This is a genomic window from Deinococcus betulae (assembly GCF_020166395.1).
Taxonomy (GTDB): domain Bacteria; phylum Deinococcota; class Deinococci; order Deinococcales; family Deinococcaceae; genus Deinococcus; species Deinococcus betulae.
Window position 1 is genome coordinate 147,603 of the sequence record NZ_JAIQXU010000006.1, and the last position, 13,029, is coordinate 160,631.

The 13,029-nt window shown below is 65.7% G+C and carries 15 protein-coding genes; 8 read left to right on the forward strand and 7 right to left on the reverse strand.

Translation table 11 applies throughout. The features are described 5' to 3' along the window. Positions 1-44: 44 nt before the first annotated feature. Entirely contained in the window at positions 45-1,877 is a 1,833-nt protein-coding gene (locus tag K7W42_RS06910) for an acyl-CoA dehydrogenase C-terminal domain-containing protein (RefSeq protein WP_224573374.1), read from the reverse strand. A 520-nt stretch (positions 1,878-2,397) separates the two neighbouring features. Here K7W42_RS06910 and K7W42_RS06915 point away from each other — a divergent pair. The 3 genes from K7W42_RS06915 (at position 2,398) to K7W42_RS06925 (ending at position 4,751) form a co-directional block, all read left to right on the forward strand. After that, complete coding sequence (locus K7W42_RS06915) at positions 2,398-3,093, forward strand: Crp/Fnr family transcriptional regulator (RefSeq protein WP_157459731.1); 696 nt, start codon at positions 2,398-2,400, stop codon at positions 3,091-3,093. Positions 3,094-3,465: 372 nt separating this feature from the next. Beyond that, entirely contained in the window at positions 3,466-4,131 is a 666-nt protein-coding gene (locus tag K7W42_RS06920) for a Type 1 glutamine amidotransferase-like domain-containing protein (RefSeq protein WP_224573376.1), read from the forward strand. Between the two features lie 86 nt (positions 4,132-4,217). Continuing rightward, a complete protein-coding gene (locus tag K7W42_RS06925; protein WP_224573378.1) occupies positions 4,218-4,751 on the forward strand; it encodes a GNAT family N-acetyltransferase in 534 nt (177 codons plus the stop codon). A gap of 183 nt (positions 4,752-4,934) precedes the next feature. Here the strand turns inward: K7W42_RS06925 and K7W42_RS06930 are convergent, their stop codons facing one another. The 4 genes from K7W42_RS06930 to K7W42_RS06945 all read right to left on the reverse strand — a co-directional run bounded on the left by K7W42_RS06930 (position 4,935) and on the right by K7W42_RS06945 (position 7,131). Beyond that, on the reverse strand, positions 4,935-5,297 hold the full coding sequence (locus K7W42_RS06930) for a DUF2089 domain-containing protein (RefSeq protein WP_157459734.1): 363 nt from the start codon (positions 5,295-5,297) through the stop codon (positions 4,935-4,937). A gap of 96 nt (positions 5,298-5,393) precedes the next feature. Then, positions 5,394-6,041 (reverse strand): hypothetical protein, encoded by a 648-nt coding sequence (locus K7W42_RS06935; protein WP_224573379.1) that lies wholly within the window; start codon positions 6,039-6,041, stop codon positions 5,394-5,396. Further along, positions 6,038-6,265: a hypothetical protein gene (locus K7W42_RS06940; RefSeq protein ID WP_224573381.1), complete on the reverse strand. Its 228-nt coding sequence runs from the start codon at positions 6,263-6,265 to the stop codon at positions 6,038-6,040. Before K7W42_RS06940 ends, K7W42_RS06935 begins: the two co-directional genes overlap by 4 nt. Then, the gene (locus tag K7W42_RS06945) at positions 6,262-7,131 is read right to left on the reverse strand and encodes a DUF4097 family beta strand repeat-containing protein (RefSeq protein WP_157459737.1); all 870 of its coding nucleotides are present in this window, start codon (positions 7,129-7,131) and stop codon (positions 6,262-6,264) included. The genes K7W42_RS06940 and K7W42_RS06945 overlap by 4 nt, the downstream gene beginning before the upstream one ends. 190 nt (positions 7,132-7,321) lie before the next feature. Here K7W42_RS06945 and K7W42_RS06950 point away from each other — a divergent pair, with 190 nt between their 5' ends. The 3 genes from K7W42_RS06950 to K7W42_RS06960 all read left to right on the forward strand — a co-directional run bounded on the left by K7W42_RS06950 (position 7,322) and on the right by K7W42_RS06960 (position 9,706). After that, positions 7,322-8,707 (forward strand): ribonuclease catalytic domain-containing protein, encoded by a 1,386-nt coding sequence (locus K7W42_RS06950; protein WP_224573383.1) that lies wholly within the window; start codon positions 7,322-7,324, stop codon positions 8,705-8,707. Between the two features lie 181 nt (positions 8,708-8,888). Further along, positions 8,889-9,158 (forward strand): hypothetical protein, encoded by a 270-nt coding sequence (locus K7W42_RS06955; protein ID WP_157459739.1) that lies wholly within the window; start codon positions 8,889-8,891, stop codon positions 9,156-9,158. 191 nt (positions 9,159-9,349) lie between these two features. Further along, positions 9,350-9,706 (forward strand): hypothetical protein, encoded by a 357-nt coding sequence (locus tag K7W42_RS06960; RefSeq protein WP_224573399.1) that lies wholly within the window; start codon positions 9,350-9,352, stop codon positions 9,704-9,706. Between the two features lie 81 nt (positions 9,707-9,787). On the opposite strand, the gene K7W42_RS06965 is transcribed toward K7W42_RS06960, so the two are convergent. Continuing rightward, entirely contained in the window at positions 9,788-10,243 is a 456-nt protein-coding gene (locus tag K7W42_RS06965) for a hypothetical protein (RefSeq protein ID WP_224573401.1), read from the reverse strand. A gap of 98 nt (positions 10,244-10,341) precedes the next feature. Between K7W42_RS06965 and K7W42_RS06970 the strand changes: the two genes are divergently transcribed. After that, a complete protein-coding gene (locus tag K7W42_RS06970) occupies positions 10,342-11,415 on the forward strand; it encodes an agmatine deiminase family protein (RefSeq protein ID WP_439648854.1) in 1,074 nt (357 codons plus the stop codon). Between the two features lies 1 nt (position 11,416). On the opposite strand, the gene K7W42_RS06975 is transcribed toward K7W42_RS06970, so the two are convergent. Then, entirely contained in the window at positions 11,417-11,635 is a 219-nt protein-coding gene (locus K7W42_RS06975) for a hypothetical protein (protein WP_224573405.1), read from the reverse strand. A gap of 176 nt (positions 11,636-11,811) precedes the next feature. Between K7W42_RS06975 and K7W42_RS06980 the strand changes: the two genes are divergently transcribed. Next, positions 11,812-12,999, forward strand: coding sequence for a GNAT family N-acetyltransferase (locus K7W42_RS06980; protein ID WP_224573407.1), 1,188 nt, complete (start codon positions 11,812-11,814; stop codon positions 12,997-12,999). Positions 13,000-13,029 lie beyond the last annotated feature (30 nt).

Sequence of the window (13,029 nt, forward strand, 5' to 3'; positions counted from 1 at the left end):
GAGGCACGCCTGTCAGCGGCGTGCCTCTTCTTCCAAACTCTTCTTTACGCTGTAACGAGTTGCTCCCAGCCGAAGACCGCGCGGTCATCCACGGCCAGCGTTTCGTTGCCGGCCTTGATGGTCGCGGCCAGGGCCTTGGTTTCGGGGAACAGCTTAGCGAAATAGAACCGGGCCGTCTGCACCTTGCTGAGGTAGAAGCCGTCCTTGTCCTGACCAGCGTCCACCTTGTCGTGGGCCAGTTTGGCCATCCGCGCCCACAGGTAGCCGTACACGACATGCCCAAAGAAGCGCAGGTAGTCCACCGCCGCTGCGTTGACCTCGTCGGCGCCGCCTTCCTGCATGGCCTTCTGGCCGATCACCATGGTCAGGCTGCCGAGCTGCTGCGCGGCCTTGCCCAGTTGGGTCACGTAGTCCCCGATGTGCTCGTCGCCCTCGTGCTCCTCGGCAAATTCTTGCAGGGTGCCCGCCAGCTTCTGGAGCTTCTTGCCGCCGTCCATCAGGACCTTGCGGCCCAGCAGGTCGAGGCTCTGAATGCCGTTGGTGCCCTCGTAAATCTGGCCGATACGGGCGTCGCGGACAAACTGCTCCATGCCCCATTCCTGAATGTAGCCGTGACCGCCGAACACCTGCTGGCTCTGCACAGCCACGTTGAAGCCATTGTCGGTCATGAAGGCCTTGGCGATGGGGGTCAGCAGGGCCACCAGATCGGCGGCTTCCTTGCGCTTGGCCTCGTCGGGGTGGTGGTGCTCAGTGTCCAGGCTCAGGGCCAGCCACATGGCCATGGCGCGGCCCGCCTCGCTGTAGGCCTTGCCCGTCAGCAGCATGCGGCGCACGTCGGGGTGCACGAGAATCGGGTCGGCCTGCTCGCCGGGGTTCACGCGGGGCTCGTGGCGCATCTGGGTGCGGTCTTTGGCATAGGCCAGCGCGTTTTGGTAGGCGACTTCGCCCAGCCCCAGACCCTGCAGGCCGGTGCCCAGGCGGGCCGCGTTCATCATGATGAACATGTGGTTCATGCCCTTGTTGATTTCGCCGACCAGCCAGCCCCTGGCGCCGTCGAAGTTCAGGACAGCTGTGGCGTTGCCGTTGATGCCCATCTTGTGCTCAATGGAGCCACAGACCACGCCGTTGCGCTCGCCCAGGCGGCCGTCGGCGCCCGGAATGTATTTGGGCACCAGGAACAGCGAAATCCCCTTGGTGCCTTCGGGGCTGCCGTCCAGGCGGGCCAGCACCAGATGGACGATGTTCTCGGCCATGTCGTGCTCACCGGCCGAGATAAAGATTTTGGTGCCCGTCACGCTGTAGGTGCCGTCGCCGTTGTCGCTGGCCTTGGTGCGGATGATGCCCAGGTCGGTGCCGGCGTGGGGCTCGGTGAGGCACATGGTGCCGGTCCACTCGCCGCTGACGATCTTGGGCAGGTACAGGTTCTTCAGCTCGTCGCTGCCCACCGCGTGCAGGGCCGAGTAGGCGCCGTGCGAGAGGCCGGGGTACATGGCCCAGGCCACGTTGGCGCTGTTCATCATCTCGACGAGCACGTTGCTGATCAGGTGGGGCATGCCCTGGCCGCCGTAAGTGGGGTCAGCGTCCAGCGCGGACCAGCCGGCCTGGGTGTACTTCTTATATGCGGCCTTAAAGCCCGTGGGGGTCGTGACCTCGCCGTCGTCATGGCGCACGCAGCCTTCCTGATCGCCCACGCGGTTCAGAGGCACCAGTTCGGTTTCTACAAACCGGGCGGCTTCGTCCAGCACCTGGCTCAGCAGGTCGGCGTCGGCGACTTCGTTGGCCGCGTAGTAGGGCATCTTGCCGAGTTCGGCAGGGGCGTCAAGCAGTTCGGTCATCAGGAACTTGATGTCGCGCAGCGGGGCTTTGTAGCTGGGCATGAGTACGGCCTCCTCGTGGGGTTTCGCCCCCAGGGGACGCCACCCGGCACTGTTAGTTGAACTGAGTATAAAACTTTGGGGGGCAAATGTCATGTGGGCTGAGCTGGAATTGGCCGTCAGTGGTTACCTCTTGACAGGGCCTTACTCGACCGCTTCAAGGGGGCTGAGGAGGCAGCCCAGGCCAGCGCTCTTACTCCAGGTGCATAATCAGTGCGGTCAGCTCTGTCCTGTTAAGGCGTGTGGGTGAATGTTTTTCGGAGCTGCCGGCTGGGGTTGACCTGCGCTGCATACCGCGCTATGCTTTTCTTATCACCGCCGAAGAAGGCGGTTTTTTTTATTTTCCGCATGATATTGGTCCCGCTGACGTGTCTCCAGAAATGCTGGAAGGTAGATAGGCCAGGTCGTTGGCTCCTTACCGTCACCCTGCTCAACCGAATTGCCGTCTCTGACGGACTTGCGGCACAGACCGCTGGGCCGGCTGGAGTGAGGCACGGGTTTTTCGGGTATGGTGTGAGGAATCATGAACTACCCAAGCCTGGTCTGGCACCTCAAGCGCACGGAGCTGTTTGCCGACCTTGAACTTGCCGAACTGGAGCGTGTGGCGGCCAGCACGCCCTACCGCTCGTATGGGCCGGGCGAGGTCATCTACCGTATGGACGACCCGGCCGACGCGCTGTATTTCGTGCGCAGCGGTCTGGTGAAAATCAGCAAACTGTTTCCCAACGGCAAGGAAGCCATCCTGGGCGTCATTGGCCAGCACGACACCTTTGGTGAGCTGCTGCTGCAACCCGAGGAGCGGCGTCCCACCCAGGCCGAAGCCCTGGAGCGCACCACCCTGATCGTGCTGCCGCGCAGCGAGTTGCAAAAACTGCTGAGCAGCAAGCCTGACCTGGCCATGAAACTGATTCGCCTGATGGCGGCGCGGCTCTTTGAGGCCCAGGCCTGGACCGCCACCGTCAGTGCTTACAGCGCCCCCGAGCGCGTGGCCAGCCTGCTGTACCGCCTGGCGCGCGAATTTGGCCGGCCCCACAGCCAGGGCGTGGAGCTGAACCTGAAGCTGAACCAGGAAGACATTGCCCGCATGGTGGGCGCCACCCGCGAAACGGTCAGTCACTCGCTGGGCAAGCTGAAGCAGGACGGCGCCATCGTGCGCGCCCGCACGCCGATTATCGTGCGGATGGACGCGCTGAAGCGGTACATCGAGCAGGGCAGCTAAGAGACTAGGTTTAGGGCCAAAGCGGCGAAGAGTTGCCGTTGTAAAGCGGCTTTCGCGGGTCAGAACGGCTCGCGCACGTAACTTGCACCTTTCCATCGAGCCTAAAGCTGAAGAGTGGCAGTCGAGACGCCACATCGAAGATGCCGGCCAGAGAACGTTTGCTGTCCACCCAGAGCGGCGTTCAGATTTCTGCATGACAGCATCCGCAGGCCTCCGCCACCCGGCCTCTTTATCAGCCCTGCGTGACGCAAGCAGAGTTTTCTATTACTCTGCTCTATGTAGAACCAGCGCAGTGATTATGTCATCAACCCATTCCCAGCGAGATGCAGGGAGATGTGTCCGGCCCTCTGTCTCCCATCAAGGAGAAATTCCATGAAACTTCTGCTGACTTCTGGCGGCGTGACCAATGCGAGTATCCACGGCGCACTCCTCGGCCTGCTGGGAAAACCCATCGCCGAGGCCAGCGCCCTGTGTATTCCAACCGCGCAGTGGGGCCACCCGTGGTGCGGGCCTGCTTCGGCCCGGCGCTTCATCACAGACGGCAGCCCGGCGACCATGTGCGGCCTGGGCTGGAAATCGGTGGGCGTCCTCGAACTCACCGCGCTGCCCAGCATCAGCCAGGACCGCTGGGTGCCGTGGGTCAAGGAGGCGGACGTGCTGCTGGTAGACGGTGGCGACGCGACCTATCTGGCCCACTGGATGCGGGCTTCTGGGCTGGCGGAACTGCTGCCCGCCCTCTCTGAAACCGTCTGGGTGGGCCTGAGCGCCGGCAGCATGGTGATGACGCCCCGGATTGGGAAGCTGTTCGTGGAGTGGCCCGGAGCGCCAGATGACCGGACGCTGGGGCTGGTCAATTTCTCCATCTTTCCGCATCTGGACCACGAGATGATGCCCGGCAACACCCTGGCCGCCGCCGAGCAGTGGGCGTCCAGCGTGGCGGGGCCGTGCTACGCCATTGACGATCAGACCGCCATTACCGTGGTGGACGGCACCGCTGAGGTGGTTTCTGAAGGGCACTGGAAGCTCCTGAGGGCCTGAGCGCAGCATAGAAAAGGCCCGTCAGCACCCAGGCATACCTGGGCAACTGCGGCCTCCTGGCCGGAAGCGGCCACTTACACTGCCCTATGCGCGCCATCCGTCCTGCCAGGCCAGAAGATGCCCGCGCCATTGCGGCCATTCATACCGACAGCTGGCGCGAAACCTACGCCGGGCTGATGCCTGAAGACTTTCTGGCGCGCATGACGGATGAAGCGCAGCGTGAGCGCCGGGCAGCTTTCTGGGCGCAGAACATTGCAGCTGGGCAGGACGTGGTCCTCGTGGCCGAGGAGGACGGTGAGGTCATCGCCTTCGCTTCAGCCGGAGCGCCGCGCGACCACGAGGGTTACGGCGCCGAACTGTTCACGCTATACAGCCGCCGGGCCACCCAGGGGCAGGGCACCGGGCGGGCGCTGCTGCGCGCAGTGGCAGCTGCCCTTCAGGCACGCGGCGCCCAGAGCCTCGCCCTGTGGGTGCTGGACGTGAACCCTACCCGCCAGTGGTATGCCCGCCAGGGCGCGGCCGAGGCGGGCGAGAAGGCAGAACCGATTGCCGGCGGCGAACTGCGGGAAATTCGCATGGGCTGGCCGGATCTCCGGAAGCTGGCAGTTGGTGAAGCCTGAAGCACCACACACGCCAGCCCCGTCTTGCGTGAGGTTGAGGGTTGCTCAGTTACCTCAGAGCGGATGAAGTGCCACAGAGCGCCCATCACCTAGAGCACCGTGGCGTGGCCTTGAAGGGCAACAGCACACCCTCAAGGCCGCGAAGCACTGCCCTGAACACCAGGCCTCACAGGCCACGCTCCTTTACCGCCGGAGTTTGCGCGCCGCCTCATCTGGGGTAATCTCGCCGCGCTCCAGACTGGCCAGCACCTCGGCCTGGGGGTCGGCCTGCTCGGGCTCGTAGCCGATGGCGCGCAGCAGGGTGTCAAAGCGGGCGCGCACGGTGGGGTAACTCAGGCCCAGGACCCGCTCGACCTCCTTCAGGTTGCCCCGCACGCGGATGTACAGACGCAGAAACTCCAGATTTTCGGGCGACAGCACCGCAAATTCATTGAGTTCAAAGACCCCGCGCACTGTGACGTCGCTGGTGGGAAAACGCAGTTCGGTGACCAGCGGGGCTTCGGTCTCGTCGGGAAACGGCAGGGGCAGGGGGCGCATAAGGGTCATGGTTGATGGTTCCTGGTGGCGGGTCAAGTGGGGAAGCAGGGCGGGCTGGTGGTGGAGAGAACGGCTGTGTCCCTTCCACCACCAGCCCGCCGCCCCTTACTTCAAGGAAATATGCACTTCGTTGCCGTGCTTGTCCTCGGCTTCAATCAGGGGACCGGGGGCCGGGTTGGCCTCCAGCAGCAGTTGCAGGGTCTCCAGGCTAAAGCCGGCGGCTTCCAGGGCCGCGATGCCGTGTGGCGGAATCAGTTTGCCCAGGTGCGGGGCCAGACTGACCGGAATATTGGCCTTGTACTCGTCGCCGTGCTGGGACTCCACATGCACCCGCAGGATGCGGGATGAGGCCGCACTGTGGGGGCCGTGACTCCAGGACCGGCTGCCCACGCTGCGCTCGACTTCCTCGGCCACGCGGCCCACCATGTCTTCAATCTCGCCGGGCAGCCGGTCCAGAAAGCTGTCCAGACCGCGCGGGCGGGCGCCGCCAATAATCACCTGGGGGCGGCGCGGCGCCTGGGGTGGGCTGGGGGGCGCGGGCGGGGCTTCGCGTACACCGCGCAGCAGCATCAGGTGTTCGGCCACCTGGCCAGTGTCCAGTTCAGGGCGGGCCAGCAGGGCAGACACCAGTTCGCGGTCGGTGGCGGCCAGGGCCAGCTTGGGGCTCAGGGCGGCCAGCAGCGGCGCGGCGTCGTCCAGGGTCAGTTTCTCGGCGCGAATCAGGTCCAGGATGCGTTTAATCTTCTCTCTCATGGGCAGTCCCCCCGGGGAAACCAGGCAGCGCTCCGGCACGAGGCCGCCAGGTAGAGGCTCCGGCGCGCGTCATACTCGGCGCGCAGGGCCGCGCGGTGCTGTTGGCGGGCCAGCAGCGTCTCGGGCGCCGGCGCCGCGGTCAGCCTGGCCCACAGGGCCCGCAGGCCCAGCCGCAGGGTCAGCGGCGCCAGGGGCCGCGCTGCGGGCAGATGCAGGCGCATCACTGGGTCACCACCTTCAGACTGCCGGCGGCCACTTTGCCGCTCAGGAAGGCCTCGCCGCCGCCCAGCTGCCCGCTGTGGCGGGTGTTGAGAAAGCCGCCCTGGCGGTGGGTGGGAAAGTCGGCCCGGAAATTGCCCACCGTCACGCTGGCGTCCAGGCGCACGCTGCTGCCTTCTTTCAGGCGCAGGGTGGCGTTGCCCGCGTTGACCTCGACGCGGTGGTCGCCGCCAGTGAGCACGCCGGCCCACTTGAGGTTGCCGCCATTCACGCTGGCGTTCAGGGTGCGGGCGCCGCGCAGCGAGAGGTTGCCGCCGTTCACGTTCAGGTGGGTGGGGCCGCTCAGTTCGGCGGCGGTCAGGTTGCCACCGTTCACCTCAGCGCTCAGGCTGACGGCGCGGCCCATGCGGACGTTGCCGCCGTTGACCTCGGCGCGCATCTCGCCGGCGATGTCCGGCAGGGTCAGGTTGCCCCCATTCACCTCGGCTTTGACGTGCCCCGGCACGAACGGCACCGTCAGGATGGCCTTCAGGCTGCCCGTCTGGTGATGAGCCCCAGGCACGCGCGCCACCCGCCAGCCCTGCTCGGTCTCTTCTAGGGTCAGGCGACCTTCTTCACTGGCGCTGAGGTGTGGGGCCGTCAGCGAGGCGTCTTGAAGCACCGTCAGGCTGTAGCCCTTGACCAGCAGGTGGAGCGACTGTCCTTCCTGAAGGGGTGGCAGCGCGGCTGGGTCGCCCCAGTCGGCCTGTGGCTCGGTGGCTGGCACCTCGCCTTCCAGTAAGCCCTGGGCCTCCTCGGCGGTGAGTTTGCCTTCGGCCACCAGACGCTGAACGTGCGAACGGAACTCGTCCTGCCCATGCTGTTCATTCATGCTCGTCTCCTTTGCAGATATAGAAACATGATTCTTACAGATTGTCAAACCTGAGTTTTTAATCTATGCCAAAGGGGGTGTTTGGGAGCTGTTATCAGCCCCCTAAGGCCAAGTTTTACAGGCCTCTTTGATAAATGGAAAGTTGGACTTTCCAAAGGCCTGTTCTTTCCCTCTCCCTTATGCTCTGGCTATGACGCTCCCCAACCTCACTCCGGCCCAGCGCACCGACATTGAACTCCTGGCGCGCGGCAAGCAGGACAAGAGCCGCACCCTGCGTGACCTGAAACTGCCAGAAACGCCGCAGGCGGCCCATACCCTGCTGCTGCGCGCGGGGCTCTGGACTGAGGCGCGCACGCCCTATGCTGACCGCCTGGGCGCCGCCCTGAGCGCCCTGACCCTGGAGGTGCCGCCCTTTGCCCCAGCCGAGCGGCTGGACCTGACACAGCTGGACGCCTACGCCATTGACGACGAGGGCAACCGCGACCCCGATGACGCCGTGGCCGCCGAGGCCCTGCCGGACGGAGGCACGCGCCTGTGGGTCCATGTAGCGGATGTCGCGGCGCTGGTCGCCCCCGACAGCGAGCTGGACCTGGAAGCCCGCGCGCGCGGCGCCACCCTGTACCTGCCGGACCGCACGGTGGGCATGTTGCCCGACGCCCTGGTGGAGCAGGCCGGGCTGGGCCTGCACCCCACCACGCTGGCCCTGAGCATCAGCCTGGACCTGGACGCGGACGGCAACGCCGACGCGGTGGACGTTCACCTGACGACCGTGCGGGTCTCCCGCCTGACCTATGACCAGGCGCAGGCGGCGCTGGACGCCGGGCAGGAACCGTTTGTCACGCTGGCCCGGCTGGCCGCGCAAAGCCGGGCGCTTCGGGAGAGCGAGGGCGCCCTGAGCATTGACCTGCCCGAAGTGCGCGTCAAGGCGAGCGAGGAAGGCGCGCAGGTCACGCCGCTGCCCAAGCCGCCCATGCGCGCGGTGGTGCAGGAATGCATGACGCTGGCCGGCTGGGCCACCGCCATCTACGCCGACGACCACGACCTGCCGCTGCCGTTTGCCACCCAGGACGCGCCGCACCGCGAGGTGCGCGGCGAGACCCTGAATGCCCAGTGGGCGCGCCGCAAGACGCTGGCCCGCACCCGCTTTCAGCCGGCCCCCGGCCCCCACGCGGGCATGGGCCTGGACCTATACGCCCAGGCCACCAGCCCCATGCGGCGCTATCTGGACCTGGTGGTGCATCAGCAGCTGCGCGCCCACCTGACCGGCGGCTCTCCCCTAAGTGGCAAAGAGGTCGCCGCCCGCGTGGCCCAGGCCCAGATGAATGCCGACGCCACCCGCACGGCCGAGCGCCTGAGCCGAAAGCACCACACCCTGCGCTTTATAGCGGCGCAACCTGAACGGGTCTGGCCGGCGGTGGTCGTAGAGCGACGCGGCCCCCAGGCGACCCTGCTGATTCCGGAACTCGCTTTCGACGTGGCCGTGAGCACCGCCACCCCAGCTGGTCAGGAGGTGCAGGTGCAGCTGACGGACGTGAATCTGGCGGACCTGAGTGTGCGTGCACGGGTGACCGGATAAGGGGCAGCAGAAGCACCCAAATCCCTGACCAGAACGGGACAGATGACTCCGGCTCTGTATAAAATCACACGCTCTGATTTCGCTAAGAACGAAAAAAGAGCGTGAGAGACGCACAATCTGGTCTGGCAAACCTGATTCATCTTTCATTCATCTGCCTGCCGCTGTGGCTACACTGCCAGGTATGTCAGCAGCGAGTTCCATCACGAGCGACATCGTGTCCCTGCGCATGAGCCATTGCCGCGCCGAGCACGCCGCCCGCAGTGCCCAGTACCACCTCGCTGTGCTGCACTACCGCACCTGCCTGGAAGTCGCCGAATGCCGTGAAGACTGCCGCGCTGTGGAGTTCTTTGCCCTGAAGCTGGCCCACTGCTACGACCGCATGGGCCTGGGTCAGAAGGCTGCCAGTTTCCGCGCGCTGGCCGACAGCAGTGAGCCGCCGCTGCTGGGCTGAGATCGGTTGAGGCCGACAGCACGGTTGGGGCCGTAGTCCTGGCCCGTCACCTGGAGCAAACGCTTTTTGGTCAGCAGGCCTTCTCCGGTCGCTCCCTGCCTACCTGCGGCCTCTTGCCGGGCTGCTTCCCTGAGGCCAACCTTTGGCCAGAGGTCACCTGCGCGTCAGGTGCAGGGCGCACACTCTGGACCATGCGCGCTTTTCTGACGGCCCTGACCCTGCTGCTTCCGGCCTCTGCCCACGCCGCCACCCTCGACCTGCATCTGGGCCAGACCGGCCAGCTGGGGAGCCGCACCCTGACCCTCCTGCGGGTGCAGGACAGCCGCTGCCCTATCAACGCCCGCTGCGTGAGGGCCGGTGAACTCCAGGCCAGTGTCTTAGTGACAGAGGCGGGCCGGACACGGCTGCTGCGGCTTGTCTGGCCCGAACCGGGCAACCAGCTTCCTGTGGCGGGGGTGCGTGTCAGCCGGGCGACAGATCTGCTGGCAGGGTCTGGGCCTAAAGAGCCGCTGGTGGTGACGTTCAGCGACGAGCCGGCCGGGCGTTGAGGGCCACCATGTCACTGGCCACGCTCACCGGCCTGACCAGTTAGTGAGCCTCGGCGTCAGCGTTGACGCCCGAACGCCGCTCTATTTCACGACCTGAACCCCTTGCTCGGCCATGATCCAGAACCGCCCGGCGGCGTCCGGCTGCACGAACAGAATGTTAGGGGCGGTGTACCCCCGGCTGAGGCTCTGGCGCTGCGCTGAAATTTGCACGAAAGCACCTTTGACCTGATAGCTGACATTGAAGTAACGGTCTGGAGTTTCTGTTAAGGGGACGCTGACGGCCAGCTTTTTGTACTGCGCGCCGGTCAGTTCCAGGGTGCGGTTGCCTGTAGTGGCGCTCTGCCGGGTGACGATGATGCGTGCAGTGTCGTGATACAGCGCTGCAGCGCGCCGACCGTCGTTGGCCGCATGGGCCGCCAGGTACTCGGCGAAGAATGTCTTGGCGCCAGCCAGCAGCTGCGCGTCGCTGAGCTTGTTGGTCTGGGCACTCACCTCTGCCGAAACGGTCAGGAGAGAAAGGAGGAGCAGGCGCTTCATCCTTCCAGGCTAACAGTGCTCGGGACGCCACGCCGCCTACTCTGAGCATTTACCCGATTGATCTAGCACCGGCTGAACCAGGAGTCATCGGTGATTTAATGGCCCCCATGTCTGACGCTTCCCTCACGCCCCAGGCCCACCCCACCCCGCGCGAACTGGGGTTTGCCATGCCCGCCGAGTGGGCGCCGCACGCCGCGACCTGGCTGAGCTGGCCTGCGGACGATGACCTGTGGTTTGGTCACCTGGACGCCGTACGCGGCGAGTTTGCCGAACTGGTGCGGACCATCGCCCGCTTTGAACCGGTGCAGTTGCTGGTGCGCGACGAGGAGAGCGAGACCGACGCGCGCGGCCGCCTGACCGGCGCCGACGTGACCTACCACCGCGTGCCGCTGGACGACGTGTGGGTGCGTGACAACGGCCCCATCTTCGTGCAGCGGGACAGGGACGTGGCCCTTACCGACTGGAAATTCAATTCCTGGGGGGGCAAATTCAACTGGCACAACGACGACCGGGTGCCGGAATACGTGGCAGAGCAGCTGGGCGTCCACCGCTGGGCGCTGCCGTTCGTGCTGGAAGGCGGCGGCCTGGAGGTCAACGGCGCCGGAGTGGGCCTGACCACCCGCTCCTGCTTCCTGACCGACACGCGCAATCCTGGCCTGACCGAAGAGGGTTACGCCTTCTTGCTGGGCGACACACTGGGCATCAGGAAACTGCTGTGGCTGGACGGCGGCCTGGAGAATGACCACACCGACGGGCACATTGACACCATTACCCGCTTTACCGACGAGCGCACCATTGTCACCAGTGTCGAGAGCGATCCCAGCGATCCCAACCACGCGGTGATGAGCAAAAATCTGGCCGACCTGCGCGCCATGACTGACGCACACGGCGAGCCTTTCCGAATCGTAGAGCTGCCACTGCCCGCCGACTATCTGGAAGGCGCCGAGGGCCGCCTGCCACCCACCTACGCGAACTTTTATATCGGCAACGGCTTTGTCGCCGTGCCGCAATATGGGGACCCCAACGACGCCCGCGCGCTGGAGATTCTGACGCCGCTGTTCCCCGGCCGCGAGGTGATTGGCCTGAGCAGCCGGGCGATTATTGAGGGCGGCGGCTCCTTTCACTGCGTGACCCAGCAGCAGCCGGCCGGGCAGGCATGGCAGAGCGAGTAGGTCAGTTCTCCCAGTGCCGCCGGCCCCACAGCGCCTCTGATTCGAGGATGTAGGCCCCGCGCAGTTCCTCGACCAATTTGGACGGGCTAGGAATGAAATAAAACCAGGGCAGGCCAGCGCGTTCCAGCAGCGGCTCGCAGGGTTCGTACCAGTCGGTCTTTCCCTCGGGCGACCAGCGGCGGCAGAGGCCGACAGGACAGTCGCAAGTCGCCGCCTTCACCCTGGGCCTGGAAAGCAGGTGGGTCAGCGCGGCCTCGCGGGACTCAAAGACCTGGCTGCCGCCTGAAGTCCCACCTGGGCCGACAAAGAAAAAGCAGAACTCGCCAGGGCAACACGAAGAATCAGGTTTGACAGAAGGATGATAGAGAATACCGCTATTTTCGCAGAAGGAGCAGCATGACGGAACCTCTGGCATTCATTGACCTCGGGGACGGCTACAGCGCCTGCCCCGTCTCGCTGGACACTTACCGTGAAGCCTGCGCGCGACTGGAAGACCAAATTTTTGGCGGAAACTCGCTGTATGCCTTTGACCCACCCGTGCGCTCTGCCCCGCCGCTGGGCGAGACGTGGAACTGGGGCATCTACCACGGGGCCGAGTTGGTGGGCTGGCACCATGCCCACGCCCGCGACGAGCGCACCGTCTACATGGCCGACACTGGCTTGCTGCCGGCACACCAGGGACGCGGCGTCTACACCCGCCTCCTGCCGCACCTGCTGACCACCTTTCGGGCGGCCGGGTTCACCCTGGTTCAGAGCCACCACCGCGCCACCAACAATGCCGTCCTGGTGCCCAAACTGCGCGCCGGCTTTTATCTCCAGGGTCTGAATGCTTACGCTGGTGGTCTGAATGCCGCCCTGACCCTCTCTCTGGACGACGCCTATGCCGGCGCCATGCACGCGCGCAGCGGTTTCCGGGGGGCGTGGGGAGAGACGGCCCGGCGGCTGGGCCTGCCGGAGATTCCGGCCGCGCCGGTCAGCGAGCCTCCCCTGTTGCCACTGCCGCTGGAAGCTGAGCCTGGCACGGACCTGGGCGGTGGGTACAGCCTGCACCGCGTCACGACAGACGTGTACCGCACAGTCTACGGACAGCTGGAAGCCTTCGCCTACAGCACGGTGTCCTTTGACTGGGCAGGGACAGCTGAAGCGGCCCCGCCGCGTGGACCACTGTGGGCGTGGCTGCTGGCGCGCGGCGGCGTGGTGGTCGGCTGGCAGGCCAGCCGCGCCTGGGACGCACGCACGGCGTATATGGTCAACACGGCGCTGCTGCCTGCCCACCGGGGACAGGGCGTGTACAGCCGCCTGCTGCCCGTGGTGATGGCCGCCCTCCACGCCGAGGGCTACCCCCTGATTCGCAGCCACCATCACCTGACAAACAACGCCGTCATCGTGCCCAAACTGCGCGCGGGCTTTCGCTTTCAGGGTCTACAGGTCGACGAACATGGCGTAATGGCGGTCCTCCTGCACAGCGCCGACCCGGTGTATCAGGCCTACATGGATGTGCGCAGCGGGCTCGTGCGGCCTCGGGGCGAAGTGGCGCGGCGGCTGGGCCAGCCCGAAACGCCAGAGGGCAGGGGCCAACACTGACGCCGGCCTTCTCCGGTGCCCAGCGACCAG